We start from the raw sequence: 25,378 nt of genomic DNA, 5'->3' as shown, positions 1-25,378 counted from the left end.
ATCGGAACACCATGAACGCGCGCCGTGCCACCATCAGCGATGTCGCCCGCGCCGCGGGCGTCGCCGCGTCGACCGCGTCGGTCGTGTTCAGCGGCAAGACGCCCGTCTCGGATGCGACGCGCGAGCGGGTGATGGCCGCGGCCAAGGAGCTGGGCTACACCGGCCCCGATCCCCGTGCCGCGTCGCTCCGCCGCGGGCGCTCGGGCATCGTCGGGGTGGTCATCGGCGACCGCCTGCGCGCGGCCTTCCGTGACCCGGTGACCACCGTCATGCTCGACGGTCTCGCCGAGGGAGTGGCCGCCCAGGGGGCGAGCCTGCTGCTGCTGCGCGACGACGACACGTCGGAGGAGCCCCAGCTGCAGTCGGCACCCGCCGATGCCTTCGTGCTGGTCGGGTGCAGCACCCGGCTGCGTGAGGCCCTCGAGACCATCCGCGGTCGCGGCGTTCCCGTCGTGGTCGTCGAAGGCGATGCCGGCGAGGGCGTTCCCCAGATCAGGCTCGACAACCGCGACGCCCAGGCCGTCATCGCACGCCACGTGGCCTCGCTCGGCCACGACGACGTCGTGCTCGTGACCCTTCCCGTCGCCGAGGGGCGCGCGGCCGGATGGATCGAGACCGCGCCGCTGCCGGCGATCGCCGTCGACGTCACCCGCGATCGCCTCCACGGTGCGCTCGACGTCTTCCCCGACGCCCGCGTGTACGCCTCGGGCGGCAGCTTCATCGATCAGGGGTACGCGGCCGGTCAGGCGATCCTCGCCGCGCCCGGCCCCCGCCCGACCGCCATCCTGGCGCAGAGCGACATGATCGCCGCGGGCATCATTCGCGCGGTCCAGGACGCCGGTCTGCACGTGCCCGACGACGTGAGCGTGACCGGGTTCGACGGGGTGCAGATCGACGGGGTCGCGCCCCTCACCCTGACCACGATGGTGCAGCCGGCGGCCGAGAAGGGCCGGGCCGCGGGGGTGGCGGTCTCGCAGATGCTGGCCGGCGACGAACCCGCCGACATGCTGCTCACCTCTGTGTTCCGCCCGGGTGATACCACAGGTCCCGCGCCCCGTCCCGGCGCATCCGGACCCGATCCGTCCGCATAGAATAGGGAAAGACACCCCGATCGCCTGAGCGCTCCGCCCTGCACGGAGCCCGACGACCCCGAGGAGGCCGCACATGCTGGTACTCCTGGCTGCGTTCGCCCTGGTTCCCCTTCTGCTGCCGTGGCTCGTGGCTCGGATCGGGGCTCGCGCCTTCACGGTGGCCGCCGTTCTCCCGGCGATCGCCTTCGGCTACACCGCGTGGCTCGGCCCGCAGGTGCTCGCCGGAGACATTCCTTTCGAGTCATACGACTGGATTCCCAGCCTCGGTCTCGCGCTCTCGATGCGCATGGACATGCTCGGGTGGGTGATGGCGCTGATCGTCACCGGCGTCGGCGCCCTCGTGATGCTCTACTGCCGCTGGTACTTCGCGGGCAAGAGCGCCGGCCTCGGGCAGTTCTCGGCCGTGCTGCTGGCCTTCTCAGGAGCCATGTACGGGCTCGTGCTGACCGACGACATCGTCGTGCTGGTCATGTTCTGGGAGATCACCAGCGTCCTGTCGTACCTGCTGATCGGCTACTACCACGCCCGCGGCGTCAGCCGCCGCGCGGCCCTCCAGGCGCTGCTCGTCACGACCCTCGGCGGACTCGTGATGCTGATCGGCGTCGTGCTGCTGGTCGTCGAAGCGGGCACGACGAGCCTGTCGTCGATCCTCGCCCAGGCGCCCTCCGGCGCGGTCGTGAACGCGGCGCTCGTCATGATCCTCGTCGGCGCGCTCAGCAAGTCGGCGATCTTCCCCTTCCACTTCTGGCTGCCCGGCGCGATGGCCGCCCCCACCCCGGTCAGCGCCTACCTGCACGCGGCCGCCATGGTGAAGGCCGGCATCTACCTCATCGCCCGCCTCGCCCCGGTCTTCGCGATCGCCGAGCCGTGGCGACCGATCGTGGTGAGCCTCGGCGTCTTCACGATGCTGCTCGGCGGCATCCAGGCGCTGCGCGAGAGCGACCTCAAGCGTCTGCTGGCCTTCGGCACGGTGAGCCAGCTGGGTCTGCTGACCGTGGTCATCGGCTTCGGCACGCGGGAGGCGGCGCTCGCCGGTCTCGCCCTGCTCCTCAGCCACGCGCTGTTCAAGTCGTCGCTCTTCCTGGTGGTCGGCGTCATCGACCGTCAGCTGTCCACGCGCAACATCGGCGAGCTCTCGGGTGTCGGACGCCAAGCGCCCACCCTGGCGGTGTTCAGCATCATCGCCGTGTGCTCGATGGCGGGCGTCATCCCCACGATCGGCTTCGTCGCGAAGGAGTCCGCGCTCGCCGCGTTCCTGGACGACGGATCGCCCTGGGCGCTCGCCGCGCTCATCGGCGTGCTGGCGGGCTCCGTGCTCACCGCGGCCTACGGCATCCGCTTCATCTGGGGCGCGTTCTGGACCAAGAAGGATGCGGCGGGCGCTCCGCTCGACCGCACCGAGTGGCCCGACCCGCCCGTGGGCTTCCTGCTGGCGCCCATCGTGCTCTCGGGTCTGACGCTCCTCTCGGGACTCGCGGCACCCTGGATCGACACCGCCTTCACCCTCTACGCCGAGACGGCGCCCGCGGCCACCGACCACGTGACGCACCTGGCGCTCTGGCACGGCTGGGAGCCCGCGCTCTTCCTGTCGATCGGCACGCTCGTGCTCGGCGCCTTCGTCTTCTGGTTGGCGCTGCGCGTGCGGTGGGCCTCGCGTCGCCGAGTGCTGCCCTTCACCGCGACCGAGGCGTACAACGCGGTGCTGCGCATCATCGCGCGCGTCTCGGTGTGGACCACGAGCCTGACCCAGCGCGGGTCGCTGCCCGTATACGTCGGCACGATCTTCCTCGTCTTCGTCGTCTCGCAGGGCACCGTGCTGCTCTCGACGCCGGAGTGGCGTCTGCAGCTCGAGGCCTGGCAGTCGCCGACGCAGGTGTTCATCGCGCCGCTCATGATCATCGCCGGCATCATGGCCGTGCAGGCGCGCAAGCGCTACACGGGCGTCGTGCTGGTCTCGGTCACCGGGCTCGGCATGGTGCTGCTGTTCGCCACGAGCGGGGCGCCCGACCTCGCGCTCACCCAAGTCCTGGTCGAGACGGTCACCCTGGTCGCCTTCGCGCTGGTGCTGCGCCGCATCCCGGCCCAGATGGGCGATCACAACGCCTCGGTCGCCCCGGTGGCCCGCGCGGTGCTCGCGGCGGGCGTGGGCCTCACGATGGCCCTGGTCGCGGTGGTCGCCACGAGCGCCCGGGTGGCGCAGCCGGTGTCGCTGTCGTTCCCCGAACTCGCCTACGAACTGGGCCACGGCCGCAACGTCGTCAACGTCGCGCTGGTCGATCTTCGCGGCTGGGACACGATGGGCGAGCTCTCGGTGCTCATCCTCGCGGCGACCGGTGTGGCATCGCTCGTCTTCGTCACCCACCGCTCCGACACGCTGTCGGACTTCACGCGTCCGCTGCCCCGCATCCCGAACCGACGCCCGCTGCTCGAGACCGCCGAGGGTGTGCGCCCGCAGGGTCAGGGTGAGAGCGGCCGGCGCGCCTGGCTGGTCGGCGGAGCCCGCGTCCGGCCCGAGAACCGATCGCTGCTGCTCGAGGTCGTGGTGCGGATCCTGTTCCACTCGATCATCATCGTGTCGCTCTACGTGCTCTTCGCCGGCCACAACCTGCCCGGCGGCGGGTTCGCGGGCGGGCTCATCGCGGGCATGGCGCTGGTCATGCGCTACGTCGCCGGGGGACGCTACGAGCTCGGCGCCGCCGCCCCGACGGATGCCGGACGGCTGCTCGGCATCGGCATGCTGCTCGCCGTCGGCACGGCGATCGTGCCGCTGTTCTTCGGCGTCGACCCGCTCACCAGCACCTTCTTCGAAGCCGAGATCCCGGTGCTCGGCCACGTCGAGTTCGTCACGTCGACGATCTTCGACATCGGCGTGTACCTGGTCGTCATCGGACTCGTCCTCGACGTGCTCCGCAGCCTCGGTGCCGAGGTCGACCGTCAGACGCAGGAGCTCGCCGAGCGAGGGGTGAAGACATCATGACCGTCTCCGCCGTCCTCGTCATCGTCATGGCCGTGCTCTTCGCGTGCGGCGTCTACGCCATGCTCGAGCGCAGCCTCACGCGCGTTCTCATCGGATTCCTGCTGCTCGGCAACGCGGCGAACCTGCTGCTGCTGATCGTCATGGGACAGCCCGGGACGGGAGCGTTCTTCGAGGAGGGCGTCGATCCCGAGACCTACTCCGACCCGCTGCCGCAGGCGCTCACCCTCACCGCGATCGTCATCACGTTCGCCGTCTCGGCATTCCTCCTGGCCCTGATCTACCGCTCCTGGCAGCTGGGTCAGGCCGACACCGTCGAGGACGACGCCGAGGATGTCGCTCTGCGCGGCCGCGGTGCCGAGACCGACGAGGCCCTCGACGTGGAGATCACCGAGGAGGACGACGACGCCACCACGGACTTCCTCGACGCCGCCAGCATCCCCATCACCGTCCTCGGCAACCGGGACTTCTCGGGCATCCGGGATGACGCCCCCACCGACCGCCCCGCCCCGCGCGACTCATCGGACGACCAGACGGAAGGAGGAGAACGATGACAGCCCTCGTCCCCCTCCTTGTGACCCTGCCGCTGATCGGTGCTGCCCTGAACCTCGTCTTCGCCCGGCGACGCCGCGTGCAGGTCGGCGTCTCGCTCACGACCCTGACCGCGGTCATGGTCATCGCCGCGGTGCTGCTGTACGTCGTCGACAACGGCACACCGCTGGCCGTCTCCGTCGGCGGGTGGCCCATCCCGTTCGGCATCGTGCTGTACGTCGACCGCCTGGCCGCGCTCCTCGTGCTCGTCTCGAGCGTCGTGCTGCTCGCGGTCCTGCTCTTCTCCGTCGGACAGGGCGCGGCGGACGGCGACGAAGAGACGCCGGTCTCGATCTTCCACCCGTCGTACCTCATCCTGTCGGCCGGTATCTTCAACGCGTTCATCGCGGGCGACCTGTTCAACCTGTACGTCGGATTCGAGATCCTCCTCGTCGCCTCGTACGTGCTGATCACCCTGGGCGGCACCGAGTCGCGCATCCGTGCGGGCATCGTCTACATCGTCGTCTCGCTCGTCTCGTCGATCCTGTTCCTGGCCTCGATCGCGGTGATCTACGGCGCGCTCGGCACCGTGAACATGGCGCAGATCGCCGAACGGATGGGGGAGCTGCCGCAAGAGGTGCAGCTCACCCTGCACCTGATGCTGCTCCTGGCGTTCGCCATCAAGGCCGCCGTCTTCCCGCTGTCGTTCTGGCTGCCCGACTCGTACCCGACCGCACCGGCGCCCGTCACGGCCGTCTTCGCGGGTCTTCTGACCAAGGTGGGTGTCTACGCGCTCATCCGCACCGAGACGCAGCTCTTCCCCGACAACGACGTCAACACCCTGCTGATGATCGTGGCGCTCGCGACGATGATCGTGGGAGTGCTGGGCGCCGTGGCGCAGGCGGAGCTCAAACGCATCCTGTCGTTCACGCTCGTCAGCCACATCGGCTACATGGTGTTCGGCCTGGCGATCGCGACGCCCGCGGCCATCGGCGCGACGATCTACTACATGGTCCACCACATCGTGGTGCAGACCACCCTGTTCCTCGCGGTCGGCCTCATCGAGCGCCGGGCGGGCAGCACCTCGATCCTCAAGCTCAAGGGACTCATGCGTGCGGCGCCCGTCATCGCGGTGCTGTACTTCATCCCCGCGGTGAACCTCGGCGGACTTCCGCCGTTCTCCGGCTTCATCGGCAAGTACGCCCTGTTCGACGCCGCCGCCGAGGTGGGAACACCCCTCATGATCGTGCTGATCGTCGGCGGTGTCGTCACGTCGCTCCTCACGCTCTACGCCCTCATGCGCGCCTGGAACCTCGGATTCTGGCGTGAGGACGAGGCGGAGGAGCCCGAGGTCGAGGCACGCGTGTCGTACCTGGGCGACGCGCCGGCCGCCGGCATCCAGACCGAGCGCCGCGCCATCCCGCGCGTCATGACGGCGGCGACCGCCGGCATGGTGGGCGTCACGGTGGCCCTCACGGTGTTCGCCGGACCGCTCTACGACATCTGCGCGCGCATCGGCGATGCTCTTCTCGACCCGGTGCACATCGTGCAGCTGGACGAAGACCAGGCCGTCCTGGAGGTCGACGGATGAAGCGCCACCTGATGGGGAAGAAGGGCCTGCTCGCGCAGACGTGGCGCCAGCTGCCCTTCTTCGTCTGGCTCATCGCCCTGTGGATGCTGCTCTGGGGCCAGTTCACGGTCGTGGCCTTCCTCACCGGGCTCATCGCCGCGATCATCGTCACCCGCGTGTACCGGCTTCCTCCCGTCGAGCTGTCGGGCCGCGTGAACCCCTGGTACGGCGCGATCTTCCTGCTCACCTTCCTCGGGGCCCTCGTCAAGGGCTCGCTGACGGTGGCCTGGCAGGTGCTGAACCCCTGGCATTACCCCGGCGTGGCCGTCATCGCCGTGCCGCTCGACCTCGACGACGAGCTGATCCTGGCCCACACCGCCGTCACTGCGTCGCTCATCCCGGGATCGCTCGTGGTCGACATCGACCGGGATCGCCGCGTGCTCTACCTGCACGTGATCGGTGTGCGCTCGGATGCGGACGTCGAATCGCAGCGGCGCAGCGTCCTGCGGTGGGAACGTCGCATCGTGCGTGCCGTCGGCTCCCGTGCGCAGGTGGCGCATCTGCGCACCCTCGCCCCCATCCCGCGATCGAGTGACCCGTCATCCGGCGATGCGGTGCCGAGCACGGGGTCGGGGTCGGGGTCTTCGAGCGTCGGGTCTTCGGGCTCGGGCGCCGGCCCGTCGTCGGGCGCGAACTCGCCCTCGAACGGAGGCGGTCGATGAACCCCCTGCTCATCGCGATCTACATCGTCTTCGCCGTCGCGGCCCTGCTGACCCTCTGGCGGATCATCGTCGGTCCCTCGATCCTCGACCGCGCGGTGGCGTCCGACGTGCTGCTGACCGAGCTGATGTGCGTGCTGGGGGCCGAGATGGCCATCAACCACCACACCCGGACGCTCCCGGTGCTCCTCATCATCGCCGCCGTCGGCGTCTTCGGATCGATCTCGATCGCACGATTCGTCGCTCGAAAGGACGCGAACCGATGATCGCGACCGTCGTGACCGAACCCACCGTCTGGGACACCGTGCTCGACAGCGCGGCGCTCGTGCTGATCCTGCTGGGCGCGCTGCTGTGCCTCACCGCGGCCATCGGTCTGCTGCGCTTCCACGATGTGCCGACGAGACTCCACGCGGCCACCAAGCCGCAGGTGCTCGGACTCATCCTCATCTGCCTGGCCGTCGCGCTGTCGCTGCGCAGCTGGGCGGCGGTCGCCTTCCTCGTGCCGATCGTGCTGATCCAGCTCGCCACGGCACCGCTCTCGGCGCACATGGTCGGGCGTCAGGCGTACCGCAACCGCACGATCGACGAGAAGGCGCTGTACGTCGACGAGCTCGCCCGCGACCGCGAGAACCCGCCCGACGCACGCTGAGCGCGCCGGAGTTCTCGCCGGGTGCCGTGCGGGCCCGGGGATGCGTCAGCGGCGGAGCCTGGGGCTGCGTCAGCGGGCGGCGGGCACCGCGTGGTCGTCGGCGGCGACGATGTCGTCCGCGTTGTCGGCGATCCACGACAGCAGCGGCAGCATCCGCTCCATGAGCTCCCAGCCGCGGGGCGTCAGCCGGTACTCGACGTGCGGGGGCACGGTCGGGAACGACTCCCGGGCGACGATGCCGTCGGCGGTGAGCGTGCGAAGGGTCGTCGCCAGCATCTTCTCGCTGATGCCCTCGACACTGCGCCGGAGCTCACCCCAGCGCCGGGTGCCCTCGGACAGCTCCGACAGCACGAGCACGCCCCAACGGCTCATGACGTGATCGAGCACGGTGCGTGTGGGGCACGCGGCGGCGAAGACGCCAGGATGCTCTTCCCGGATTCCCGCAAGACTAACCATCACGTTGGTACCTTACGCGAAAGTGGGTACCCAAGGGCGGGAATGCTCGGAACCGGCGCATCGCTGCAGCAGGGGACCCTCTAGGGAAGGAACCCTCATGACCATTCTCGTCTCCGCCGCCAGCGGTCAGCTCGGCCGCCTCATCGTCGACAGCCTGCTCGCTCGCGGCGTCTCCGCATCCGACATCGTCGCGGGTGTGCGCACGCCCGCGAAGGCGACCGACCTCGCCGAGCGCGGAGTTCGCGTCGTCGCCTTCGACTACGACGCACCGGCCACGCTCGAGGCCGGACTGGTCGGCATCGACCGCCTCGTGCTCGTCTCGGGCTCCGAGGTCGGCAAGCGCACCGAGCAGCACAAGGCCGTCATCGACGCCGCAGCCGCCGCGGGCGTGACGGGCATCGCGTACACGAGCGTCTACGGCGCCACCGAGAGCACGCTGCCGCTCGCGCCCGAGCACGTGGCGACCGAGCAGGCGCTGGCCGCATCCGGAGTGCCCTTCGTGCTGCTGCGCAACAACTGGTACATCGAGAACTACGCGGGCGACGTGGCGCGCGCGGCCGAGACCGGTGTGATCGCGGCAGCGGTGGGTGACGGCCGGGTCGCCGGTGCATCGCGCCTCGACTACGCCGAGGCGGCGGCCGCCGCGATCCTCGACGACGCGCGCCTCGGCCAGGTGCTCGAGCTGGCGGGCGACGAGTCGTTCGGCTACGCGGAGCTCGCCGCCGCCGCGGCCGAGGTCACCGGCCGCGAGGTCGTGTACCAGCCGCTGAGCGAGGACGACCTGCGCACGGGCCTCACCGCCGCGGGCCTCGACGAGGGCACGATCGGTTTCGTCGCCGCTCTCGACGCGGGCATCGCCGCCGGTGCGCTCGACTCCTCCGACCGCACCCTCTCCGGCCTCATCGGCCGCCCGACGACCTCCCTCGTCGCCGCCCTCCGCCCCCTCGTCTGACGGTCGGGGTCGGGGTCGGGCGGGGTCGGGGGCGCCCGGCCCGCCCCGGCCCGGCCCGGTCGCCCGGGCCCGCCCCGGCCCGGCCCGGACGCCCGATCGCCGAGACAGCACTTTCGCGCCGAGACTGCGGGTTAAACCCACGGTTTCGGCGCGAAAGTGCTGTCTCGCGGTTCTGGGAAGGGTGGTTCAGTACCAGTTGGTGGACTGGGAGTGACCCCACGCGGCGCAGGGAGTGCCGTAGGCGCGGGAGATGTAGTCGAGGCCCCAGGCGACCTGCGTGGCGGCGTTCGTCTGCCAGTCGGCGCCGGCCGACGCCATCTTCGAGCCGGGCAGCGACTGCGGGATGCCGGTGGCACCGCTGCCGGCGTTGTACGCCTCGAAGTTCCAGCCGGACTCCTTCTGCCACAGCGAGTCGAGGCACGAGAACTGATCGTCGCCCCATCCGTACTGCGATGCCGCGAGCGAGCGAGCGCTCGCGCGGGCCCCGTCGGGGGTGTTTGCCTGTGCCAGGGCCTCGGCTGCGGCCTGGGCCGCGGCGGCTGCTGCCGCCTGCTCGGCGGCGACCTGCGCGTCGTACGCGTCGCGCGCCGAGGCCGTGCGGGTGGTCGCGCTGCGAAGCACGCCGATGGATGCCTCGGCGACAGCATCCGAGAGCTCCTCGGAGTCCGCGAGCCGGTCGATCTCCTTCTGCAGCTCGGCGGTGTCGACCTTGCCGGCCGACGAGCTCGCGGTGGCCCGCGCGATCGTCAGGTAGAACTGCGCGTCGAGGTCGACGGCGCGGGTCTCGGTGGCGGCGGAGGACGAGGACGGCACGGGTCCGGGAGTGGCCGCGAGAGCGGGACTGGCGCTCAGGATGGATGCGGCGAGCACCGCGGCGACAGTGAGGGAACGGGTGAAAGCGGGCAATGGGTCTCCCAGATCGGGCGGATCCTGCACGAGCGCGCGATGGCGCGCAGGCACGACGCCGATCCGGGCGACGCGGCGCGCGGGCGGTGTCAGCGGGAGGCAGGCTGGCGGCCCCGTCGATGGGGCGGGCCTCGCGGTCGGGTGGCGGCGAGGACCCGGCCACGCTAGGCGTCGATTCTGGACGGTTCGTGCCATTGACCTGGGCAAACCCTGGACGCGCACCCTGTCCGTCCCGTCGCGGGCGCTCCCGGTGCCCCATCCGCGAGACGGCACTTTCGCGCCGAGACAGCGGATTAAACCCACCGTCTCGGCGCGAAAGTGCTGTCTCGCGGGTCCGGCTAGGCGGGCCTGGCCGAGCCGCCCGGCCGAGCCGGACCGACCGAGCCGGACCGGCCGAGCCGGACCAGCCCGCCGGGGGTCAGCCGATGAGGCTGGGGGCCAGGTCGCGGAGGGTGCGACGGTGGGTCATGCGGGTGACGCCGATCGCCGCGAAGCCCAGGGCCACCAGCATCCACACGAGGAGGATCGCGATGTCGCCGCCGATCCGCGCGATGTCGCCGCCGTACATGAGCTGGCGCATGGCATCGACGACGTATCCCATCGGCAGCACATGATGCAGCCCGGCCAGCGGCGCGGGGAGCGTCTGCCAGGGGAAGGTGCCGCCCGCGGTCACGAGCTGCAGCACCATGAGCACCAAGCCCAGGAATTGACCGACCGACCCCAGCCACACGTTGAGCGCCAGGATGATCGCGGCGTACGTCAGCGAGGCGAGCACCAGGATGCCGAGTGTCGCGAGAGGATTCGCGAAGGTGAACCCGAGGGCGAGCGACAGCACGCCGAACAGCGCGACCATCTGGATGCCGCCGAGCAGCCCGGGCGTCAGCCATCCGGCGACGGTGATGCGCAGCGGCGAATGCAGCGCCGTGATCGCGCGACGCGAGATCGGCTTGACGATCAGGAACAGCGCGTAGATGCCGATCCACCCCGCGAGGGCGGCGAAGAACGGGGCGAGCCCCGCGCCGTAATCGGCCGCCGAGGCCACCTTGCTCGATTCGATCTGCACCGGATCGGCGATCGTGTCGGCCTGCTGCTGCCGCAGGTCGGCATCGGACTCGGGGATCTGCGCGACGCCCGACGTCAGTCCGTCGCGGAGCTGCGCCGCGCCCGACTCGAGGGTGCCGAGACCCGAGGCGAGGGTGCCGGTGCCGTCGCGCAGCTGGGCGGCGCCGGATGCGGCCTGAGCCGCCCCATCCGCCAGAGTCGCCGCACCCGCCGCGAGATCGGACGCGCCCTGCGAGACCTGACCCGCGCCGGCGGCCAGGCGGTCGACCTGGCCCACCGCCGACTGCACGGTGGCGTTGGCCGAGGAGATGTCGCCCGCGAGCGGATCCAGCCGCGCCAGGACCGCGTCGATCTCGGCGGGGGTGAGGCCGCGGGCGGCCAGGTCGTCGGCGATCGCGGTGCGGATGGCGGGGAGGTCGTCGACCAGGCTCTGCGCGGCCGCTCCCGCGCGATCGGCGTAGCCGTCGAGCGTAGCCGTGCCCGCGGCGACCTGCTGTGCCCCGGCCACGAGCTGCGAGGCGCCCCCGGAGAGCCGCGATGCGCCGTCCGAGAGCGCCGCGGTGCCGTCCGCGAGCTGCGAGGCACCGCCCGAGAGCTCCGTCGCGCCCGACAGCGCGGTGCCCGTGCCGTCGGTGAGCTGCGAGGCGCCGTCGGCGGCCGTCACCAGGTTGCCGCGGATGTCGGAGATCGCGGTCAGCAGCCGGCCCGCTGCCTGGGCGCCCACCATCTCGGCCACCGAGGTGCGGATCTTCTCGATCGCCTGCGAGCCGATCGTGGATGCCAGGTAGTTGTTCGCGTCGTTCGTGGCGAGTGCGAGCGTCGCCTGCTGAGGATCGCTGCCGGCCGCCGACAGCAGCGCCGACGAGAAGTCCGCGGGGATGGTGACGGTGAAGTCGACGGCGCCGTGCGCGAGGGCGTCGGCGGCTCCGTCGGCCGACATCCGCTGCCAGTCGAACGTGCCGTCCGACACCAGGTTGTCGGCCACCTCGTCGCCGAAGTTCGTCGTCGAGCCGTCGCCGCCCGAACCCGTGTCGCTCGCGCCGGTGTCCTCGACCACGAGCCCGACGGGCACCTGGTCGAGCCGTCCGTACGGATCCTGGTTCGCCCAGAGGTAGAGCCCGCCGTAGAGGACCGGCACGCACATCAGCGCGATGAGCGCGATGACGGACATGCGCGTGGATGTGAGCCGCCGCAGCTCGGCGACGATCATCGCGGGGATCTTCATCGGATGCTGCTCTCGTCGGATGTCGCGTCGGTCGCCGTCTCGGCGGTACGCGATGAGTCGGGGGAGGAGGTGTCGAGGTCGGGGGACTCGGCGCGTCGGGCTCGACCCGCCAGCACCGCGCCCGCCGCGGCACCGGCGATCACGAGCACCGCGAGGTCGCGCGCGGCGAAGTCCTCGGCGAGCGACCACCACACGTGGGGATCGCCGCCGTGTCGGTCGGGGGAGACCAGCACGACGCCCTCGACGCCCGGGCGCAGGACGCTGAGCTCCAGCAGCAGGCGGATGCGGTCCGCCGGGGCGATGTCGGCGATCGGGGTGCGGAGGTCGGCGAGAAGGCCGGCATCGCCGAGCCAGGCGCGGGTGGCGAGGGGATGCGACGCGCGACCGGCGAACATGAGCTCCTCGGCGACGACCGTGCCGACCGTGACGTTGGACGCGGGATCGGAGACCTCGGGCGCATCGATGAGCGCGACGCGGCGGCGCAGCGCGGATGCGTTCTCGTCGCCGTCGATGAGGACGATGCCGGAATCGGGCCGCATCCGCCCCGTGGCGATGAGCCCGAGGACGGTCGGACGCTGTTCGGTCTCGGCGGTGGCGAGATGTGCCTCTCCGCGCATATACGTGAGCGTCGTGCGAGGGAGGGCCTGGCCGCCGCGCCCCTTGGAGACCCCGAGCACCTCGACGCGGTTCACTCGGACACCAGCTCGGGGTGCGCCTCGAGCAGCTCGACCGACTCACGCCAGGACAGACCCGCGATGCTGAGGACGGTACGGACCGCCAGCGACCGGGCGAGCACCGATGTCGCGTCGAGGCGCGTGATGACGGTGCGGGCGGCTTCCTCGATCAGCCGGGCGAGCGTCGGCGGGGCGATGTCGGTGCGCAGCTCACCCGCATCCTGCCCCGCGCGGACGATGGTCATGACGCGGCGGCGCAGCGGGGCGAGGGACGCGGCGGTGTGTGCGACGTGGGCATCGTCGAGGGCGAGCGCTGCGGCCACCTGCACCTCGGCCGCCTCATCCCAGAGCCGGGCGGTGAGGCGTGCGAGGGCGAGCGGGGCGGACGTGTCGGCGGATGTCTCGGCGGCGAGCACGTTGAAGCGCTCGGCCCCGGAGAGGATCAGCTCGTGGATGAGGGCCTCGCGGTCGGCGAAGTGCCCGTAGACGGCGCGACGACTGAGGCCCGCCGAGCGCGCGATGGCGTCGATCGAGGCGTGCGGATCACGGGCGAGCACGGCTTGTGCGGCCGCGACGAGCGCGGAGCGATTGCGCTGCGCATCACGGCGTGCGGGGGCGGCGACGGTCATGACGGGGAGTCTACTCCCAATGTGCACACATGTGTGCAAGTTGTCGATGGGGGCGGGGCGGGTGAGGAGGTGCTGGCTCGGGTGCTGGGCTGTGGGCTGCCGGCGGTCGGTGCACAACGGCGGACGTCGCGCCGCGACACCCCGCATCCGGCGTGCGATCGGAGGCGTGTCGGCCTGCCGATCCGCCGTTGTGCAGGCCAGCGGCGCGCAGACCGGGCGTGCAGGGCCGGCGGCGCGCGTACCGGGCGGACCGGGCGGCGGCCGAGGCCGGGCGGGGCGGCCCCGAGAGCCGGCGCCACAAGGAGAAGCGGCCCGCCTCATCCGCAGGGGATGGAGCGGGCCGCTTCGCGTCGGGAGGGGCGTCAGTCGGTGCCGGAGTCGAACGCGGCGGACTCGCTGGCGGCGTCCGTCGCCTCGGCGAGGTCCTCGCGCGCGCTGTCGAACGGCGACGCGTGCTCGGTGATCTCCGCACCTTCGCCGCGGCGCAGTTCGCCGACGAGCGCGCCGGTGGCGCCGCCGATGAGGCCGAGGCCCGCGTACTGCTCCAGGCGCGTGCGCGAGTCAGCGATGTCGAGGTTGCGCATCGTGAGCTGGCCGATGCGGTCGATGGGGCCGAAGGCGGCGTCGCCGACCCGCTCCATCGACAGCTTCTCAGGGCCGTAGGACATGGTCGGTGCCGTCGTGTCGAGCACCGAGTAGTCCTCGCCGCGGCGCAGGCGCAGGGTGACCTCGCCCGTGATGGTGGAGCCGACCCACTTCTGGATGGACTCGCGGAGCATGAGCGACTGCGGCTCGAGCCAGCGGCCCTCGTACATGAGGCGCCCGAGTCGGCGGCCCTGCTCGTGGTACGTCGCGAGGGTGTCCTCGTTGAGGATCGCGTTGACGAGTCGCTCGTACGCGATGAACAGCAGAGCCATGCCGGGCGCTTCGTAGATGCCGCGCGACTTGGCCTCGATGATGCGGTTCTCGATCTGGTCGCTCATGCCGAGGCCGTGGCGTCCGCCGATGCGGTTGGCATCGAAGACCAGTGCCACCGGGTCGGTGTACTCGACGCCGTTGAGGGCCACCGGGCGACCGCCCTCGAAGCGGACCGTGACGTCCTCGGTGGCGATCTCGACGGCCGGGTCCCAGAACCGCACGCCCATGATCGGTTCGACGGTTTCGAGCGAGACGTCGAGGTGCTCGAGCGTCTTGGCCTCGTGCGTGGCGCCCCAGATGTTGGCGTCCGTCGAGTACGCCTTCTCCACGCTGTCGCGGTAGGGGAAGCCGTGCTCGACGAGCCACTCGCTCATCTCCTTGCGGCCGCCGAGCTCGGTGACGAAGTCCGCATCGAGCCACGGCTTGTAGATGCGCAGCGCGGGGTTGGCGAGCAGGCCGTAGCGGTAGAACCGCTCGATGTCGTTGCCCTTGTAGGTCGAGCCGTCGCCCCAGATGTCGACGCCGTCGTCCTTCATCGCGCGCACGAGCAGCGTGCCGGTGACGGCGCGGCCGAGCGGCGTGGTGTTGAAGTAGGTGCGACCGCCCGAGCGGATGTGGAACGCACCGCACGCGAGGGCGACGAAGCCCTCTTCGACCAGCGCGGTCTTGCAGTCGACGAGTCGGGACACCTCGGCCCCGTACTGCAGGGCGCGGCCCGGGATCGACTCGATGTCATCCTCATCCGGCTGGCCGAGATCGCCCGTGTACGTGCAGGGCACGGCGCCCTTGTCGCGCATCCAGGCGACCGCCACGGAGGTGTCGAGCCCTCCCGAGAACGCGATGCCGACGCGCTCGCCGACGGGGAGGGACTGCAGGACCTTGGACATGGCTCCAATCCTACTGAGCGCGCGCCCTCCCTCGTGCTCGCTGCCATCCCGACCGCCGAGCGAGCACCCGTTCGCCGAGTGAGCATCCGATCGGGTGCTCAGTGGCTGATTAGGTGCTCACTCGGCGGCGGCGGCGTGGGGGTGGGGATGGGGATGGGGATGGGGTCAGTCGCGGCCCTCGAGGAGGAACCGGTGGACGACGCCGGCGATGAGCGCCCCGACGATCGGGAACACGATGAAGACCCAGAGCTGCGCGAACGGATCCGAGCCGCCGTAGATCGCGGCGGCGATCGAGCGCGCCGGGTTGACCGACGTGTTGTCGATCGGGATCGAGACGAGGTGGATGAGGGTGAGCGTGAGCCCGATCGCGAGGCCCGCGAATCCGGTGCCGCGGGTGCGGTGCGTGACCCCCAGGATGACGAGGACGAACAGAGCCGTCAGGATCACCTCGGCGATGATCGCCGCACCGATGCCGAAGCCGCCCGGCGAGAGCTCGCCGTAGCCGTTGCTCGCGAACCCGCCCTCGGTCGCCGCGCGGAGCCAGTCGGCGTTTCCCGACGCGCCGATGGCGACGATGGTGGAGGTGGCCAGCACGCCGCCGAGCAGCTGCGAGGCGATGTAGCTCGGCGTCGATGCCCAGGTCACGCGTCCCGCGGCGGCGAGGCCGAGCGTGACGGCGGGGTTGAAGTGGCCGCCCGAGATCGGCCCCCACGCGTAGGCGCCGGCGACCACCGTCAGACCGAAGGCGAGCGAGACGCCCACGAACCCGATGCCGAGAGACGTTCCGTTCTCGCTCGCACCGAAGTCCGCCGCGAACAGGGCGGCGCCCACCCCACCGAGAACGAGCACGTAGGTGCCGAGGAGCTCGGCCAACCAGGTGGCCGCTCTCGAGGGCCCGGCCGGCGCCGGCGAATGGTCGAGGCGCGTCGAGGCGACGGCCGGTTCGGGATGCGGATCATTGCTCATCGGACACTCCTTCGTGTCGGTCAACGTCCTTGCTCACTCGCGCAACGGCGTCGTTGCTGCCCGAACGATAGCGCGCGGACCGTGCTCCCCGACAGGGGCGGGCGGCATCCGGCATCCGGCGTGCGGGGGCCGGTGTGCGGAGGCGGTGCCGGTGTGTGGAGCCGGGTGCGCCTGCCGGCGTGCGGAGGATCGGCCGAGACGAGGATGAATGCGCGGCCCGCGTCCTCGTGTGGGCCGATCATCCTCGGCTCGCGGGATGGGGTGGGCGCTGGCGAGATGGAGGGGGCGCTCGCGGGATGGGGTGGGCGCTGCGGGGGACCGGGCGAGCCCCGCGCGGGGTCAGCCGATCGTGATGCCGGTGATGGTGACGGGCGTCGCCGGTGCGCCGTCGCCGGCGCCGCTGTCGGTGCCGGCCGCGGCGATCTGCTGCACGACCGCGAGACCGGCCTCATCCATCTGCCCGAAGACCGTGTAGGCCGGCGGCAACTGGCTGTCCTCGTACACGAGGAAGAACTGCGAACCGTTGGTGCCCGGGCCCGCGTTGGCCATGGCCACGGTGCCCGCGGGGTAGGTCTCGGTGCCGTCGAGCTCGTCGTCGTAGGAGTAGCCCGGACCGCCGCGACCGGTGCCGCTCGGGTCGCCGCACTGCAGCACATAGATGCCGGAGGTGGTGAGGCGGTGGCAGACGGTGTCGTCGTAGTAGCTCTGCTCCGTGAGCGAGACGAAGCTGCCGACCGTGCACGGCGTGCGCTCGGCGTCGAGAGTGAGGGGGATGTCGCCGGCCGAGGTCTCGAGCGTCGCGGCGATCGTGCCGACGGCGGTGGGCTCGGGTCCCGGCGCCGCGACGTCGCGCGCGGCAGAGCCACCCGGGGTGTAGACGCAGCCGAGCGACGCGTCGCCGCCGCCGGTCGTGGCATCGGGCGTCGTCTGCGGGGCCGTGGTGGCGCATCCCGCGAGCAGGACGAGGGCGAGGGCGGCCAGCGGAGCGGCGGCGAGACGGAGGCGCATGCGATCAGCGTATCGAGGCCGGGTGAACACCCGTGGCGGGGTGGTCAGTAGCGAGCCGAGAAGCCACCGTCGGCGTGCAGCAGCTGGCCGGAGACCCAGCGGCCCTCGTCCGACAGCAGGAACGAGGTGAGGGCGCCGATGTCGCGCGGAGTGCCGAGGCGACCGAGCGGCTGCGCGGGCAGCAGGGCGTCGCGGATGTCGGGCGTCATCCATCCGGTGTCGATCGGGCCGGGGTTCACCACGGTCGCCGAGATGCCCCGCGGGCCCAGCTCGCGCGCCGCGGAGATGACGATGCGATCGAGCGCGGCCTTGGATGCGCCGTACGGCATATTGCCGGTCGTGTGATCGCTCGTGAACGCCACGATGGCCCCGCCGGTAGTCGGTGCCTGCCGCGCGAAGGCCGCGATGAGCAGCATGCTGGCGCGGGCGTTGACGGCCATATGCCGGTCGAAGCTCTCGACGGACGTGTCGAGCGCGCCGGACTCGACGTCATGCGCGTGACTGAGGACGAGCGCGTCGAGCGGGCCGCGCTGCCGCCGCACGGTCGCGATCAGCTCCTCCGGCGCGTCGGGTGCGGCGAGATCGCAGGGGAAGTCGGCGTCGGCCAGGTCGCTCGTCGCGACATCCCAGCCGTCGGCACGCAGGCGCGCGACGACGCCCGCGGCGATGCTGTCGGCGCGCGCCGCTCCGGTCACGAGAGCAAGGGGCATCGCTCCAGCATGTCATCCCCATCCCCATCCCCGCCCGCGCCTGCCGCGGCTCTCGCTCGGGGTGGGCGTGGCGGGGCCTCGCTCCTCATCTCTCGCCGAGCGAGCACCCGTTTCGTGAGTGCGCATCCGATCGGGTGCTCATTCGCCGATCGGATGCTCACTCGGCGAGGGGGATGGGGGATGTCGGCGCACACGGCGGGGCGGCGGGGCGGATTAGCGGGCTAACGGGGGAGGCGGGGGACGGCGGCGACGAGGCGGCGGGCGTAGTCGGTGCGGGCATCGGTGAGGATGCGGGAGGTCGGGGCCTCCTCCACCACGCGTCCGTGTTGCAGCACGACCGTGCGGTCGCACACCGCGGCGACGGCGCTCAGATCGTGCGACACCATGACGAGCGTGAGCCCGTTCTCGTGGCGCAGCTGCGCGAGCAGGTCGATGACCTGCACGCGGGTCGTCACGTCGAGGGCGCTGACCGGTTCGTCCGCGAGGAGGACGCGCGGGCGGGAGACGATCGCCCGCGCGATCGCGATGCGCTGCCGCTGGCCGCCGGAGAACTCGTGCGGGTACCGGCCGAGGGTGTCGGCGTCGAGCCCCACGGCGGAGACGGCCTCGGCCACGCGCTGCGCGGCGTCATCCCCCCGCGCGAGGCCGAGCGAGCGCAGCGGCTCGCCGACGATCCGGTCGACGCGCTGGCGCGGGTCGAGCGACGAGTACGGGTCTTGGAACACCGGCTGCACGCTCGCCCGGAAGCGACGCATGAGGGCGCGGTCGCGGAGGTCGAGCGGAGCGTCGTCGAAGAGGACGGCGCCCTCGCGCGGGGCGGACAGCCCCAGGAGCAGCCGCAGGATCGTGGACTTGCCCGCGCCCGACTCGCCCACCAGGCCCACCGAGTCGCCCTCGCCGACGCGCAGTGACACGTCGTCGAGCACGCGGTGGGAGCCGTAGGCGTAGCCGGCGCCGCGCAGCTCGAGGATGCTCATGCGCGCCCCTCCTCGCCGGATGCGGAGGCCTCGCCGGATGCGGCACCCGCGCCACCCGCGGCCTCGCCGGATGCGGGCACCCCGGCGTCGAGGGCGTCGTCGAGGGCACGCGCGCTCGCGACCAGCGCGGCCGTGTACGGATGCTGCGGCGCGCGCAGGACGCGGTCGACCGGCCCCTCCTCCACCGCGACGCCGTGACGCAGCACGACGATGCGCTCGGTCATACGGGCGACGACCGCCAGGTCGTGGCTGATGAACAGGAGCGCCATGTCGCGTTCGGCGACGAGCCGTTCGAGCAGTGACAGCACGCCGTCCTGCACGGTGACATCGAGCGCGGTTGTCGGCTCGTCCGCGATCAGCAGGCGCGGGTGGGCCGCGAGGGCGATCGCGATCGCCACGCGCTGGCGCTGGCCGCCCGAGAGCTCGTGCGGATAGGAGCGCGCGATCCGCGGCTCGGGCAGCGCGACCTCGTCGAGCGCGGCGGCGACGGCATCCGACAGGGCGCGGCCGCGCAGACCCCGGTGCCGGCGGATCGGCTCGGCGATCTGCGCGCCCACCCGCATGAGCGGGTCGAGGGCGGTGAGCGGTTCCTGGAAGACCAGCTGGGCGACGGGACCGCGCAGGGGGCGGAGCGCCGCATCCGAGGCGCCGACGACCTCGCGGCCGTCGAGCCGGATCGAACCGGAGGGGGTGAGTCCGCCGGGAAGCAGACCGACGGCAGCGAGCGAGGTCACCGACTTGCCCGATCCGGACTCGCCGATCAGCCCCAGGCGCTCGCCGGGGGCGAGGGCGAACGACACGTCGTCGACGACGGCGGTGGCGCCCGCGCGCACCGTGAGTCCCGAGATCTCGAGCAGGCTCATCGGGCCCTCCGCCTCGTGGGGTCGGTGACGTCGCGCAGGCCGTCGGCGAGGAAGTTGACGCCGAGGACGAGGGCGACGATCGCGATGCCGGGGGCGATCGCGCCGACCGGTGCGCTCAGCACGGTGCCCTGCGCCTCCTGCAGCATGCGTCCCCAGGAGGCGTTGGGCGGCGGGGCGCCGAGGCCGAGGTACGACAGGCTGGCCTCGGCCAGCACGGCGACCCCGAACTGCAGGGCGAGGCTCACGACGAGCGTGGGCGCGATGTTGGGCAGCACGTGGCGTCCCACGATGCCGAGCAGGCCGGTGCCGCTCGTGCGCGCGGCGGTCACGTACTGCTCCTGCAGCACGCGCCGGGCGAGGATGCGGGTGAGTCGGGCGATCACCGCCGACATCGCGAGCCCGATCGCGAGGATCGCCGACCACAGCGACGCGCCCTGTACGGCGACCACCAGCATGGCGAGCAGCAGCACCGGGAAAGCGATCACCACGTCGAGCGCGGCCGACAGGGTGTCGTCGAGCCAGGGGCGGGCGAGCGCCGTGGCGAGTCCGATCAGCGTGCCGAGCACGCCCGCGAGCAGCACCGCTCCGGCGCCGACCGTCAGCGCGATGCGGGCTCCGACCATGAGCTGCGAGAGCAGGTCGCGTCCGAGCCGGTCGGTGCCGAGCGGATGCGTGAGGCTCGGTGCGTCGAGGCGTCCGCCGCTGATGTCGCTGAGCGGATAGGGCAGCCAGACCAGCGAGACGATGGCGGTGACGACGACGAGCCCGGTGAGCACGATGCCCACCACGAGGGTCAGTGAGGTGCGTCGGCGGGATGCGGTGGGGGGCGCATCCACGATCTGCTGCACGGCGCCGCTCATCGGTTGCCCGAGACGCTCGTGCGCAGGCGCGGGTCGATGAGGCGCTGCACGATGTCGGCGGCGAAGCCGACGAGCAGCACGAAGAGGGTGCTGACCACGAGCACGCCCTGAATGTTGGCGTAGTCGTGTTGCTGGATGCCGGTGAGCAGCATGCTGCCCAGGCCCGGCAGGGTGAACACGCTCTCGACGACGACCGCGCCGAGGAGCGTCGTGGACAGCTCGATGCCGAGCACCGCGACGACGGGTACGGCGCCGTTGCGCACTCCGTGGCGCAGCAGCGCCTCGGTCATGCCCGCGCCGCCCGCGCGGGCCGTGCGCAGGTAGTCGCTGCCGAGCACGTCGAGCGTCGCGGAACGGACGTAGCGGCTGAGGGACGCGCTCATGACGATGGCGATCGTGATGATCGGCAGGGTGAGCGAGCGCAGGGTGTCGGCCGGATCCTCCCAGTCGTCGCGCGGGAACCCGCCCGAGGGCAGCAGGCCCAGCTGGAGGGCGAAGATCCAGACGAGGATCACGCCGACCCAGAAGACGGGAACGGCGACACCGAGCTGCGAGAAGCCGCTCAGCACGGTGCCGTACCAGCGGTCGGCCTTCACGGCGGCGGTGATGCCGACGACGAGCGAGACGACGAGAGCCAGCGCGAAGGCGAGCAGGGTGAGCGGCAGCGTGACGCCCAGGCGCGCGGTGATCTCGGGGCCGACCGGGCGGGAGCTGATGTAGGACTCGCCGAGGTCGAACGACAGCAGGTGCCCCGCCCAGGTGGCGAACTGCTGCAGCAGCGGCTGGTCCGATCCGACCTGCGCCCGCGCGGCCGCGATCTGCTCGGGCGTCGCATCCACCGACAGCAGGGCGTTCGCCGGGTCTCCCGGCAGCAGCCGCAGCAGCACGAAGATCACCACGAGGGCGACGATCAGCGACACCACGAGGAACGCGGAGCGGCGGAGGAGGTAGGGGAGCATCGGATCTCGGGGGAAAAGAAGAAGGATGCCGGAAGCCGCGAACGGCCTCCGGCATCCTCCGTCGGATCAGGACTTGACGATGTCGTAGGCGAAGAACTGCGAGTTTAGGCCGTTGACCGGGTAGCCGCTGAGGTCGCTGGCGGCGACCACGATCTGCGGGTACAGGTACAGCCACACGCTAGCCGCATCCGCCGCGATCTGCTCGTTGACCTGGGTGAGCAGCTCAGTCTGCTGCTCGGCGCTCTCGGCCTGCTCGGCCTCGGACACCCACTGCTGCACATCGGCGTTGTCGTAGCCCCAGTAGAAGTCGGGGTTCCCGTACCAGACCACGTCGCGGTCGTTGACGTGCTCCTGGAGGGTCGCCTCGAAGTCGCGCTCCTGGAAGACCTTGGTGTACCACTCGTCGGCGCTGATCGTGTTGATCTCGACCGTGATGCCCACCTCGGCCAGCTGCGACTGCAGGAACTCGGCGACGGCCGGGTGCGGGTCGTAGCTGGGGGTGTCGAGCGTGAACGTGAAGCCGTCCGGGTAGCCCGCCTCGGTGAGCAGCTGCTCGGAGAGCGCCGGGTCGTAGGGGTTCACGTCGGTCAGGTCGACGTACCAGGGGTCGGTCGGGGGGACCATCGAGCCGATGAGCGTTCCGTAGTCGCCCCAGATCGAGGTCAGCAGCTTCTCGGTGTCGACCGCCGAGTACACGGCCTTGCGCACGAGGGTGTTGTCGAAGGGCGCGACGCGGTCGTTGAAGGCCAGCAGCTCCTTGGTGGTAGAGGTGCCTTCGCTCACGACGAAGTCGTCGTTGCCCTCGAACTGCGTCAGCGAGTCGGGGCTCTGGATGCTGGTGATGAGGTCGATCTCACCGGTCAGCAGCGCGTTGTTCTCGGCCGTGGCGTCGGTGAAGTACGTGAAGACGACCTCGCCGTTCTTCGCGGGCTCGCCCCAGTAGTCGTCGAAGCGGTCGAGGGTCAGCGTGCTGCCCTGACGCCACTCGTCCAGCGTGTAGGGGCCGGTGCCGTCCTCGGTCTCGGTGAGATCGCCCGCCTCGGCGTTCACGATCCACACGTAGCTGAGGTTGTAGAGGAACGAGATCGAGCGCTGTTCGAGCGTGAAGACGACGGTCTTCTCGTCGGGCGTCGCGATGTCGGCGATCGGGCCGAAGCTCGACTTGCGCGCGGACTTGGAGTCCTCGGCCGTGACGGCCTCGACGCTCGCCTTCACGTCGGCGGAGGTCAGCTCCTTGCCGGAGTGGAACGTCACACCGTCGCGCAGCGTGATCGTGTAGGTCAGGCCGTCCTCGCTGATCTCGGCGTTCTCGGCGAGCAGCGGCTCGACCTCGCCGTCGTCGGTGAGCTTGTAGAGCCCCTCGTAGACGTTGCCGTTGAAGGCCTCGGTCACGCCCTGTCCGCCGCCCTGCGTGTTGCTGAGGTTCTGCGGCTCGTAGAGCGATCCGATGTAGATCGTGGCGTCGTCGGACGAGGCATCCGCCGCGTCGTCGCCACCGGAGGCGCAGCCGGCGAGCAGAAGGGCTGCCGCGGCGGCCGCGGACACGGCGATGAGGGGTCTTCTCATGGGTACTCCAGGTGCTGTGGATGCGGCGGGTCAGGCCGCGTAGATGTCGAAGCCGTCGCGGAACACGACGGTCTTCTCCCCGGCACGCACCGGCAAGGGGAACCGGTTCGAGGCGGGAGGCAGGGGGCAGTTGTACTGCGCGGAGAAGCCGCAGGGCGGCACGAAGGCGCGGTTGAAGTCGAGGATGACGCGCTCGGGGTCGCCCTCGACGTGCGTGACGAACAGGAAGCGGCCCGACCCGTAGGTCTCGGAGCCGTTGGTCTGGTCGCCGAACACGAGCAGGAGCTTCCCGCCGTCGTCGAAGGCGGCGAGCGTGTACTCCTGGCCGTCGAGCGTCAGCGCGATGTCGCCGGGCACCACGAGATCGCGCGTGCCGCCGTTGTCGCGGATGTGCTCGAACGGGACCGTGCGGCCCTCGGCGACCGGGGTGAAGCGTCCTTCGAGCACCCAGGCGGGGTCGTACGCGTACGTGTCGATGCGCTCGAACGCGCGGATGGCGGGCGCCACGGCATCCCAGAACCGCAGACCGTGCTCGGGCAGCCCGCTCTCGATGCCGGTGCGCTCGATGGGCGTCACCTGGATCGTGGGACCCGCCGCGGCGCGGGCCGCGTCGAGGTCGGGGCGGTCGCCGGTCCACCGGGTCTCGATGAGCGAGAGGTTGCCGGTCGGCGCGGTCACCTGGCGTTCGCGCGCGTCGTGCCAGCGGGCGTGGTCGTCGGATGCGGACATGGTGAACCCATTCTCGATCGGGTGGGGGAGGAGGCCGAATCGGCCGTCACGAGAGGCAATGCATCGCCGGCCCGTGATATTCCCGCGGTGCGCCCGCTCCCGGCCGATTCGCCCCGGTCGATAGAATGGATGCGGACGGCCCGCCCCGCGGGTTCTGCTCCCGCCGGAGCCGCACGGCCCGGCCATCTGCCACCGATACAGGGGGAACCCATGCCAGGCATCGTGATCGTCGGCGTCCAGTGGGGCGACGAGGGCAAGGGCAAGGCCACCGACCTGCTCGGGGACCGCACCGACTGGGTCGTCAAGTTCAACGGCGGCAACAACGCCGGGCACACCGTCGTCATCGGCAACGAGAAGTACGCCCTGCACCTGCTGCCCAGCGGCATCCTGTCGCCCGGTGTGAACGCCGTGATCGGCAACGGCGTGGTCGTCGACCTCGAGGTGCTGTTCTACGAGCTCGAGGCGCTCGCCGCCCGCGGCGTCGACATCTCGCGACTGCGGGTCAGCGCCAACGCGCACGTCATCACGCAGTACCACCGCACCCTCGACAAGGTCACCGAGCGCTTCCTCGGCAAGCGTCAGATCGGCACGACCGGCCGCGGCATCGGTCCCGCCTACGCCGACAAGATCAACCGCGTCGGCATCCGCATCCAGGACCTGTTCGACGAGAACATCCTGCGTCAGAAGGTGGAGGGCGCCCTCGACGGCAAGAACCACCTGCTGGTCAAGGTCTTCAACCGGCGGGCGATCACCGTCGACGAGATCGTCGAGGATCTGCTGTCGTACGCCGACCGCCTGCGCCCGCTCGTGTGCGACACCGGTCTGCTGCTGAGCGAGGCGCTCGACGCCGGCGACGTGGTGGTCTTCGAGGGCGGCCAGGCCACGATGCTCGACGTCGACCACGGCACCTACCCCTTCGTCACGTCGTCGTCGGCCACAGCCGGCGGCGCGGCCACGGGATCGGGGGTCGGGCCCAACCGCCTCGACCGCATCGTGGGCATCGTGAAGGCGTACACGACCCGTGTGGGATCGGGCCCGTTCCCCACCGAGCTCTTCGACGAGCAGGGCGAGTGGCTGCGCTCGCGCGGATTCGAGTTCGGCACGACGACCGGCCGCCCGCGCCGCGTCGGCTGGTACGACGCGCCGATCACGCGCTACGCCACCCGCATCAACGGCATCACCGACCTGGTGCTCACCAAGCTCGACATCCTCACCGGGCTCGACGAGATCCCGGTCTGCGTGGCGTACGACGTCGACGGCACGCGCTTCGACGAGGTGCCGGTCAACCAGACCGACTTCCACCACGCGACGCCCATCCTGGAGTACTACCCGGGGTGGGCCGAGGACATCTCGACCGCGCGCACGTTCGAGGATCTGCCGCAGGCCGCGCGCGACTACGTGCTCGCCCTCGAGCGGATGAGCGGTACGCGCATCTCGGTGATCGGCGTGGGCCCGGCCCGCGACGCGGTCATCGTGCGCCACGACCTCGTCGACTGA

Annotated in this window: 24 protein-coding genes; 9 read left to right on the top strand and 15 right to left on the bottom strand. The window is 71.2% G+C overall.

Features of this window, described 5'->3' with window-relative positions; genetic code table 11:
- Positions 1–11 precede the first annotated feature (11 nt).
- The 7 genes from AB0N73_RS06290 (at position 12) to mnhG (ending at position 7,534) form a co-directional block, all read left to right on the top strand.
- Complete coding sequence (locus tag AB0N73_RS06290; protein ID WP_363561504.1) at positions 12–1,091, top strand: substrate-binding domain-containing protein; 1,080 nt, start codon at positions 12–14, stop codon at positions 1,089–1,091.
- 73 nt (positions 1,092–1,164) lie between these two features.
- A complete protein-coding gene (locus AB0N73_RS06285; protein ID WP_363561502.1) occupies positions 1,165–4,068 on the top strand; it encodes a Na+/H+ antiporter subunit A in 2,904 nt (967 codons plus the stop codon).
- The gene (locus AB0N73_RS06280) at positions 4,065–4,619 is read left to right on the top strand and encodes a Na(+)/H(+) antiporter subunit C (protein WP_363561500.1); all 555 of its coding nucleotides are present in this window, start codon (positions 4,065–4,067) and stop codon (positions 4,617–4,619) included. The genes AB0N73_RS06285 and AB0N73_RS06280 overlap by 4 nt, the downstream gene beginning before the upstream one ends.
- Entirely contained in the window at positions 4,616–6,187 is a 1,572-nt protein-coding gene (locus tag AB0N73_RS06275; protein WP_363561498.1) for a Na+/H+ antiporter subunit D, read from the top strand. The genes AB0N73_RS06280 and AB0N73_RS06275 overlap by 4 nt, the downstream gene beginning before the upstream one ends.
- A complete protein-coding gene (locus AB0N73_RS06270) occupies positions 6,184–6,888 on the top strand; it encodes a Na+/H+ antiporter subunit E (protein ID WP_363561496.1) in 705 nt (234 codons plus the stop codon). Before AB0N73_RS06275 ends, AB0N73_RS06270 begins: the two co-directional genes overlap by 4 nt.
- Entirely contained in the window at positions 6,885–7,151 is a 267-nt protein-coding gene (locus tag AB0N73_RS06265) for a monovalent cation/H+ antiporter complex subunit F (RefSeq protein WP_363561494.1), read from the top strand. The genes AB0N73_RS06270 and AB0N73_RS06265 overlap by 4 nt, the downstream gene beginning before the upstream one ends.
- Positions 7,148–7,534, top strand: coding sequence for a monovalent cation/H(+) antiporter subunit G (mnhG, locus tag AB0N73_RS06260; protein WP_363561492.1), 387 nt, complete (start codon positions 7,148–7,150; stop codon positions 7,532–7,534). The genes AB0N73_RS06265 and mnhG overlap by 4 nt, the downstream gene beginning before the upstream one ends.
- A 69-nt stretch (positions 7,535–7,603) precedes the next feature.
- Here mnhG and AB0N73_RS06255 read toward each other — a convergent pair whose 3' ends face one another.
- On the bottom strand, positions 7,604–7,990 hold the full coding sequence (locus AB0N73_RS06255; RefSeq protein ID WP_363561686.1) for a helix-turn-helix domain-containing protein: 387 nt from the start codon (positions 7,988–7,990) through the stop codon (positions 7,604–7,606).
- A 97-nt stretch (positions 7,991–8,087) separates the two neighbouring features.
- On the opposite strand from AB0N73_RS06255, the gene AB0N73_RS06250 reads away from it, so the two are divergent.
- Positions 8,088–8,942 carry an NAD(P)H-binding protein gene (locus AB0N73_RS06250; protein ID WP_363561490.1) on the top strand — a complete coding sequence of 285 codons (855 nt, stop codon included), beginning with the start codon at positions 8,088–8,090 and terminating at the stop codon, positions 8,940–8,942.
- Positions 8,943–9,128: 186 nt separating this feature from the next.
- Here the strand turns inward: AB0N73_RS06250 and AB0N73_RS06245 are convergent, their stop codons facing one another.
- From AB0N73_RS06245 to AB0N73_RS06180, 14 genes are all read right to left on the bottom strand, one after another.
- Positions 9,129–9,848 carry a hypothetical protein gene (locus AB0N73_RS06245; protein ID WP_363561488.1) on the bottom strand — a complete coding sequence of 240 codons (720 nt, stop codon included), beginning with the start codon at positions 9,846–9,848 and terminating at the stop codon, positions 9,129–9,131.
- Positions 9,849–10,266: 418 nt separating this feature from the next.
- Positions 10,267–12,135, bottom strand: coding sequence for a YhgE/Pip family protein (locus tag AB0N73_RS06240; RefSeq protein ID WP_363561486.1), 1,869 nt, complete (start codon positions 12,133–12,135; stop codon positions 10,267–10,269).
- A complete protein-coding gene (locus AB0N73_RS06235) occupies positions 12,132–12,752 on the bottom strand; it encodes a hypothetical protein (RefSeq protein ID WP_363561484.1) in 621 nt (206 codons plus the stop codon). Before AB0N73_RS06235 ends, AB0N73_RS06240 begins: the two co-directional genes overlap by 4 nt.
- A gap of 71 nt (positions 12,753–12,823) precedes the next feature.
- Positions 12,824–13,438 (bottom strand): TetR family transcriptional regulator, encoded by a 615-nt coding sequence (locus tag AB0N73_RS06230; protein ID WP_363561482.1) that lies wholly within the window; start codon positions 13,436–13,438, stop codon positions 12,824–12,826.
- 362 nt (positions 13,439–13,800) lie between these two features.
- The gene (argG, locus tag AB0N73_RS06225; protein WP_363561480.1) at positions 13,801–15,243 is read right to left on the bottom strand and encodes an argininosuccinate synthase; all 1,443 of its coding nucleotides are present in this window, start codon (positions 15,241–15,243) and stop codon (positions 13,801–13,803) included.
- 165 nt (positions 15,244–15,408) lie between these two features.
- On the bottom strand, positions 15,409–16,209 hold the full coding sequence (gene aqpZ, locus AB0N73_RS06220) for an aquaporin Z (protein ID WP_363561478.1): 801 nt from the start codon (positions 16,207–16,209) through the stop codon (positions 15,409–15,411).
- A gap of 339 nt (positions 16,210–16,548) precedes the next feature.
- A complete protein-coding gene (locus tag AB0N73_RS06215; protein ID WP_363561476.1) occupies positions 16,549–17,217 on the bottom strand; it encodes a peptidylprolyl isomerase in 669 nt (222 codons plus the stop codon).
- A 44-nt stretch (positions 17,218–17,261) separates the two neighbouring features.
- A complete protein-coding gene (locus AB0N73_RS06210) occupies positions 17,262–17,927 on the bottom strand; it encodes an SDR family oxidoreductase (RefSeq protein ID WP_363561474.1) in 666 nt (221 codons plus the stop codon).
- 221 nt (positions 17,928–18,148) lie between these two features.
- The gene (locus AB0N73_RS06205; RefSeq protein WP_363561472.1) at positions 18,149–18,904 is read right to left on the bottom strand and encodes an ATP-binding cassette domain-containing protein; all 756 of its coding nucleotides are present in this window, start codon (positions 18,902–18,904) and stop codon (positions 18,149–18,151) included.
- Positions 18,901–19,767, bottom strand: a complete 867-nt coding sequence (locus AB0N73_RS06200; RefSeq protein ID WP_363561470.1) for an ABC transporter ATP-binding protein — start codon at positions 19,765–19,767, stop codon at positions 18,901–18,903. Before AB0N73_RS06200 ends, AB0N73_RS06205 begins: the two co-directional genes overlap by 4 nt.
- Positions 19,764–20,627 carry an ABC transporter permease gene (locus tag AB0N73_RS06195; RefSeq protein ID WP_363561468.1) on the bottom strand — a complete coding sequence of 288 codons (864 nt, stop codon included), beginning with the start codon at positions 20,625–20,627 and terminating at the stop codon, positions 19,764–19,766. Before AB0N73_RS06195 ends, AB0N73_RS06200 begins: the two co-directional genes overlap by 4 nt.
- Complete coding sequence (locus AB0N73_RS06190; protein WP_363561466.1) at positions 20,624–21,586, bottom strand: ABC transporter permease; 963 nt, start codon at positions 21,584–21,586, stop codon at positions 20,624–20,626. The genes AB0N73_RS06195 and AB0N73_RS06190 overlap by 4 nt, the downstream gene beginning before the upstream one ends.
- A 66-nt stretch (positions 21,587–21,652) precedes the next feature.
- A complete protein-coding gene (locus tag AB0N73_RS06185) occupies positions 21,653–23,152 on the bottom strand; it encodes an ABC transporter substrate-binding protein (protein WP_363561464.1) in 1,500 nt (499 codons plus the stop codon).
- 30 nt (positions 23,153–23,182) lie between these two features.
- Entirely contained in the window at positions 23,183–23,881 is a 699-nt protein-coding gene (locus AB0N73_RS06180; protein ID WP_363561462.1) for a DUF1684 domain-containing protein, read from the bottom strand.
- Between the two features lie 210 nt (positions 23,882–24,091).
- Here AB0N73_RS06180 and AB0N73_RS06175 point away from each other — a divergent pair, with 210 nt between their 5' ends.
- The gene (locus AB0N73_RS06175) at positions 24,092–25,378 is read left to right on the top strand and encodes an adenylosuccinate synthase (RefSeq protein WP_363561460.1); all 1,287 of its coding nucleotides are present in this window, start codon (positions 24,092–24,094) and stop codon (positions 25,376–25,378) included.

The sequence above is a fragment of the Microbacterium sp. NPDC089189 genome, assembly GCF_040685095.1.
GTDB lineage: Bacteria > Actinomycetota > Actinomycetes > Actinomycetales > Microbacteriaceae > Microbacterium.
Note: the sequence above shows the minus strand (reverse complement) of the source record. Positions and strands in the feature narration are given on the sequence as shown.

Excerpts from the sequence above, each read along its gene's own strand:
- AB0N73_RS06270 (WP_363561496.1), top strand. The coding sequence starts at position 6,184 with ATGAAGCGCCACCTGATGGGGAAGAAGGGCCTGCTCGCGCAGACGTGG.
- mnhG (WP_363561492.1), top strand. The coding sequence starts at position 7,148 with ATGATCGCGACCGTCGTGACCGAACCCACCGTCTGGGACACCGTGCTC.
- AB0N73_RS06240 (WP_363561486.1), bottom strand. The coding sequence starts at position 12,135 with ATGAAGATCCCCGCGATGATCGTCGCCGAGCTGCGGCGGCTCACATCC.
- AB0N73_RS06215 (WP_363561476.1), bottom strand. The coding sequence starts at position 17,217 with ATGCGCCTCCGTCTCGCCGCCGCTCCGCTGGCCGCCCTCGCCCTCGTC.
- AB0N73_RS06290 (WP_363561504.1), top strand. The coding sequence starts at position 12 with ATGAACGCGCGCCGTGCCACCATCAGCGATGTCGCCCGCGCCGCGGGC.
- AB0N73_RS06275 (WP_363561498.1), top strand. The coding sequence starts at position 4,616 with ATGACAGCCCTCGTCCCCCTCCTTGTGACCCTGCCGCTGATCGGTGCT.
- AB0N73_RS06175 (WP_363561460.1), top strand. The coding sequence starts at position 24,092 with ATGCCAGGCATCGTGATCGTCGGCGTCCAGTGGGGCGACGAGGGCAAG.
- AB0N73_RS06200 (WP_363561470.1), bottom strand. The coding sequence starts at position 19,767 with ATGAGCCTGCTCGAGATCTCGGGACTCACGGTGCGCGCGGGCGCCACC.
- AB0N73_RS06235 (WP_363561484.1), bottom strand. The coding sequence starts at position 12,752 with ATGCGCGGAGAGGCACATCTCGCCACCGCCGAGACCGAACAGCGTCCG.
- argG (WP_363561480.1), bottom strand. The coding sequence starts at position 15,243 with ATGTCCAAGGTCCTGCAGTCCCTCCCCGTCGGCGAGCGCGTCGGCATC.
- AB0N73_RS06285 (WP_363561502.1), top strand. The coding sequence starts at position 1,165 with ATGCTGGTACTCCTGGCTGCGTTCGCCCTGGTTCCCCTTCTGCTGCCG.
- AB0N73_RS06190 (WP_363561466.1), bottom strand. The coding sequence starts at position 21,586 with ATGCTCCCCTACCTCCTCCGCCGCTCCGCGTTCCTCGTGGTGTCGCTG.
- AB0N73_RS06255 (WP_363561686.1), bottom strand. The coding sequence starts at position 7,990 with ATGGTTAGTCTTGCGGGAATCCGGGAAGAGCATCCTGGCGTCTTCGCC.
- AB0N73_RS06205 (WP_363561472.1), bottom strand. The coding sequence starts at position 18,904 with ATGAGCATCCTCGAGCTGCGCGGCGCCGGCTACGCCTACGGCTCCCAC.
- AB0N73_RS06195 (WP_363561468.1), bottom strand. The coding sequence starts at position 20,627 with ATGAGCGGCGCCGTGCAGCAGATCGTGGATGCGCCCCCCACCGCATCC.
- AB0N73_RS06185 (WP_363561464.1), bottom strand. The coding sequence starts at position 23,152 with ATGAGAAGACCCCTCATCGCCGTGTCCGCGGCCGCCGCGGCAGCCCTT.
- AB0N73_RS06180 (WP_363561462.1), bottom strand. The coding sequence starts at position 23,881 with ATGTCCGCATCCGACGACCACGCCCGCTGGCACGACGCGCGCGAACGC.
- aqpZ (WP_363561478.1), bottom strand. The coding sequence starts at position 16,209 with ATGAGCAATGATCCGCATCCCGAACCGGCCGTCGCCTCGACGCGCCTC.
- AB0N73_RS06230 (WP_363561482.1), bottom strand. The coding sequence starts at position 13,438 with ATGACCGTCGCCGCCCCCGCACGCCGTGATGCGCAGCGCAATCGCTCC.
- AB0N73_RS06265 (WP_363561494.1), top strand. The coding sequence starts at position 6,885 with ATGAACCCCCTGCTCATCGCGATCTACATCGTCTTCGCCGTCGCGGCC.
- AB0N73_RS06280 (WP_363561500.1), top strand. The coding sequence starts at position 4,065 with ATGACCGTCTCCGCCGTCCTCGTCATCGTCATGGCCGTGCTCTTCGCG.
- AB0N73_RS06210 (WP_363561474.1), bottom strand. The coding sequence starts at position 17,927 with ATGCCCCTTGCTCTCGTGACCGGAGCGGCGCGCGCCGACAGCATCGCC.
- AB0N73_RS06250 (WP_363561490.1), top strand. The coding sequence starts at position 8,088 with ATGACCATTCTCGTCTCCGCCGCCAGCGGTCAGCTCGGCCGCCTCATC.